Genomic DNA, 4,052 nt, shown 5'->3' with positions numbered 1-4,052 from the left:
GGGGTTCGAGATGTCGATGATGCGGAACCCGCTGAAGGTGCCCGCGTAGGCGTAGTTCCCTTCGAACGCGAGGTCGGACTGGGTCGCGGCGTCGGCCTTCGGCACGTTGTCCAACAGAGTCATGTTCGCGCTGTGCAGGTCCGGCACACCACCACCGGCCGGCGGATGGGTTCCGCCGTCATCCGGGTCGTGCGCGCTGGCCGTCGCTGGGATCACCAGCACACTGGCAACGAGAAGAGCGACGGCGGTCAGCCGCCGTAATCGATTCACAGCAGGCCACTCCCTTCGAGGCAAGGGGTAGCGCCATTGCTACCCCCGTGAGGAGTAATCGACGCAAACCCCAACAGTGTGACCCGAGTCACCCCAATGGCCTACTATCTTGCTTCGAACATTTTCGAGCGCACGACAGTTGTTCTTGGTTATCAGATCAACTCGTCGCGCGGCGGTGACGCACGGCCACGTACAGCTACCGAGACAGGGTCAGGTGGCCGGGCGAAGGCCTGCGAGCGTGACCACGACAAGCCGGCGAACAGCAGCCTTGGAAGGCAAGGCGCCGGCCGCGGCAAGTGCGTGAACGCAGTACGCAGCGAGTTCCGCAGGTGCCACGTCTCCCCTGACCTCTCCTGCCGCTGCAGCTTCGGCCAGCAGGTCGCAGATCATGTGACGAACCTGTTGCCGCGCGTGACCGACCTGCTCGTCGCGGTGCAGGAGCGCCACGAGGTCAGTGTCGAAGTGGCCGTGCGCGCCGTGCGAGATGGCAGCGAAGGCCTCGAGGACTGCTTTGAGACGCTGGCCAGGCCCGGCCGCCTGGTCACGAACCTCGGTCAGACAGGCGAGGTGGTGTGCGATCTGCTCGGCATGCCAGGCACGCAGGATCGCCTCGACGTCCGGGAAGTACTTGTAGAGCGTCGCGCGCCCGATGCCGGTCTGCTCCGCGATCTGCGACATCGTCACGTTGAGCAGGCCGCGCTCGGCCACCAGCGTCGTGGTGGTGGCCAGGATCGCGTGCCGCACCTCGCGACGGTGCGTTTCGATCGTTTCGTTCCACAGCTTCGGCACGCGCACATCCTACGGGATCGAGACACTGCGTCTTGATAAATACACAGTGTCTCGTAAACTGCCGGGCATGGCTGACACTCCGCGTTGGGTGAAGATCATGGGCATCGTCATTGCCGTGGTGATCGTTTTGTTCCTCGTAGCGCTCGTTCTCCCGATCGAGCACGGCCCAGGCATGCACCGATGAGGCCGCGACTGCGCAAGCTCGCCCTGACGGCGCACATCGCGTCCTCGGTGGGCTGGTTCGGCGCCGTGCTCACGTTTCTCGCCATGGCGGTCGTTGGCCTGACCACTCAGGACGATCGCGTTGTCCGCGCCGCAAATGTGATCGCGGAGCCGATGGTCTGGTACGTGGTGCTGCCGTTCGCAGTCGCGTCACTGCTGACCGGCCTGGTCTCGTCGCTCGGCTCCGCGTGGGGCCTGCTGCGGCACTACTGGGTGATCTTCAAGCTGGTGCTGAACGTGTTCGCCACCGCGGTGCTGCTCATCTACACGCGCACGGTGGACCAGTTCGCCGCGGTCGCGGCCGATCCGGCTTCCGATCTGGCGCCGCTGCGGTCGCCGACGTTCGTGTTGCATGCCGGTGGAGCGCTCGTGGTGCTGGTCGTGGCGTTGGTGCTCGCGGTCTACAAGCCGCGCGGCGTGACCGGGCTCAGGATCTGAGGGCAGGCAGCAGGGTCGCCTCCAGCACGTCGGCGGCCTCCTCCGCCTTCAACTGTCCCGTGTTCACCTCGTCGGCGGCCGCGTGCAGCAGGCCGTAGACGGTGGTCACGAGCCAGTTCGTCGGCAGGTCGGTCCTGATCACGCCCTCCTCCTGGCCCCGCGTGAGCAGTCCCTCGACGTGGTCGACGACCTCACGGTGCCGTTGCCGCAGCCGGACCGGGCCGAGCTCGCGCTGGGCAAGATCGAACAACTTGCGGCGCTGGTTGAGCGCGTGCCAGGACGTCCGCAGCAGCCGCCGGAGCGCCTCGGTGGCGGAGCCTTCCTCCGGAGCGGCCTTCTTGATGACCTCGCCGGCTTCGGCGATCGTCCGGTCCAGCACGGCCTCCAGCAGCACCTCGCGGGACGGGAAGTGGCTGTAGAGGGTGACCCGGCCGACGCCGGCGGCGCGCGCGATCGCCACCATGCTCGACTGCGGTTCCTCGGTGAACAGCACCAGGGCGGCGTCGAGGATGGCGGCGATGTTGCGTTCGGCGTCGGCGCGGCGCCGGGTCTCCGTGGTGGCCACGACCGGAAGCCTACGGCCGGTCAGTGCGCGAACACCGGACCGTCGGTCGCGGGCGGGCGGCCTGCCGGAACGAGCAGCGTCGCCCCGATCGCGCTGACGGCGGCCACGATCGCCATTGCGGTGAACGCGGCACCAAAGCCCTCGACCGGACCGCCTTGCAGGCTCAGTGCCGCGACTGTCGACACGAACGCGATGCCGAGCGTGGCCCCCAGTTCGTGCCCGGTGTTGATCAGCCCGGACGTCGTTCCGGCGTCGTGCGGACCGACGTGCGCCATCGCGGTGGTCGTCGCCGTGACGAACGTGGCGCCGAGCCCCAAGCCGGAGATCAGGAAGCCGGGCAGGACGGCCAGCATCGCGTTCCCGGACGCGGGCACCTGAGCCAGGAGCACCGCGCCCACCGCGGCAAGGCCGAAGCCGACAGCGACCGCGGGTCGTCCGCCGAACCGGTTCACGACGCGGACGCCGAGATGGGTGCCGAGCCCGATGACCAACGCCACCGGCAGGAAGATCAGCCCGGCCTCGAGCGCGTCGAGACGCAGCACGTGCTGCAGGTACTGGGAGTTGAGGAAGAAGTTCGCCAGCAGCAGACTGGACGCGGCGAGCATGACCAGGTTTCCCGCCACGACGGGACGCCGGGTCAGCAGTTCCAGTCGGACCAACGGCTCGGCAACCCTGCGCTCGACGACGACAAACACCACGAGCAGCACCACGCCGGCGGCGAGGAAGTACGGCGTGCTGCCGCCGCCCCAGCCGGTGTCGCCCGCACGCACCAACGCGTAGATCAGCGCGCCGACGGCCGACACCGCGATCAACGCCCCCGGAACGTCGATCTTCCCCGGTGACCGTCCGCTCCGGTCAGACGGCACCAATCGCGGCAGCAGCACGGCCACGAAGACGCCGACCGGCACGTTGATGAAGAACACCCACTCCCAGCCCGGCCCCGCGGTGAACAGGCCACCCAGCAGGACCCCGGCCGCGGCACCCGCTCCGGCGATCGCCGCCCACACGCCGAGCGCACGGTTGCGCTCCTTGCCATGGAAGGTCGTGGTGACGATCGACATCGCCGCCGGGGACAGCAACGCCGCCCCGACACCCTGGGCCGCGCGTGCCGCCACCAGCGCGGTCGCACTTCCCGCCAGCCCCGAGGCCAGCGACGCCACCGTGAACACCGCCAACCCGGTCAGGAATACACCTCGCCGGCTGACCACGTCGGCCAGCCGGCCGCCCAGCAGCATCAGCCCGCCGAAGCACAGCGTGTACGCGGTGACCACCCACGTCAGCGCGGCGCGGTCCAGGTCGAGTTCGGTCGCGATCACCGGCAGCGCGACGTTCACGACCGTCACGTCCAGGATCACCATGAACTGGGCGAGGCACAGCAGCACCAGCACCCACCAGTTCGTTCGCACGGCCGTCCGACTCATGCCCACCCCTTAACTCGAACACTCATGTTCGACTTAAGCTATGCCAAGCCGAGCAATAAGTCGAACATGAGTGTTCGACTTATTCTGCTCTTGGAGCGCCAGTGGTGGCGGGTGAGCTTGATCGACGAGATCAGCAGCACCGGGGAAACCGCGACCAGGCATACTTCTCAGTCTGCGAAAGGGTGTGGACGATGCGCGGGCTGGGTGAGCTGGAAGCCGCGGTGATGGACGTGCTGTGGCACGCCCGGGAGCCGCTCAAGGTGCGCCAGGTGCTGGAACGGCTGGACACCGGCAAGCAACTCGCCTACACCACCGTGCTCACCGTGCTGGACAACCTGCACCGCAAG

General features: G+C 67.8%; 5 protein-coding genes and 1 pseudogene. 2 read left to right on the top strand and 4 right to left on the bottom strand.

The genetic code is table 11. The annotated features are described in order from the left end of the window. Together IG04_RS47890 and IG04_RS0141595 are read right to left on the bottom strand one after the other, a co-directional pair. Positions 1-270, bottom strand: a pseudogene (locus tag IG04_RS47890) (hypothetical protein); the annotation flags it as partial. Positions 271-480: 210 nt separating this feature from the next. Further along, entirely contained in the window at positions 481-1,059 is a 579-nt protein-coding gene (locus IG04_RS0141595) for a TetR/AcrR family transcriptional regulator (RefSeq protein ID WP_030482259.1), read from the bottom strand. 180 nt (positions 1,060-1,239) lie between these two features. Between IG04_RS0141595 and IG04_RS0141585 the strand changes: the two genes are divergently transcribed. Beyond that, positions 1,240-1,719, top strand: a complete 480-nt coding sequence (locus tag IG04_RS0141585) for a hypothetical protein (protein WP_030482258.1) — start codon at positions 1,240-1,242, stop codon at positions 1,717-1,719. Here IG04_RS0141585 and IG04_RS0141580 read toward each other — a convergent pair. Beyond that, positions 1,709-2,284 (bottom strand): TetR/AcrR family transcriptional regulator, encoded by a 576-nt coding sequence (locus IG04_RS0141580; protein WP_030482257.1) that lies wholly within the window; start codon positions 2,282-2,284, stop codon positions 1,709-1,711. The two genes, IG04_RS0141585 and IG04_RS0141580, sit on opposite strands and share 11 nt — an antisense overlap. Positions 2,285-2,304: 20 nt before the next feature. After that, positions 2,305-3,705: an MFS transporter gene (locus tag IG04_RS0141575; protein WP_030482256.1), complete on the bottom strand. Its 1,401-nt coding sequence runs from the start codon at positions 3,703-3,705 to the stop codon at positions 2,305-2,307. Between the two features lie 191 nt (positions 3,706-3,896). Between IG04_RS0141575 and IG04_RS0141570 the strand changes: the two genes are divergently transcribed. Continuing rightward, positions 3,897-4,052, top strand: a 156-nt coding sequence (locus IG04_RS0141570) for a BlaI/MecI/CopY family transcriptional regulator (protein WP_030482260.1), incomplete at its 3' end; no start/stop codon positions are given.

Origin of the sequence: Lentzea albidocapillata (assembly GCF_000719115.1) — a bacterium.
In the GTDB taxonomy this organism is placed as follows: Bacteria; Actinomycetota; Actinomycetes; order Mycobacteriales; family Pseudonocardiaceae; genus Lentzea; species Lentzea albidocapillata.
Note: the sequence above shows the minus strand (reverse complement) of the source record. Positions and strands in the feature narration are given on the sequence as shown.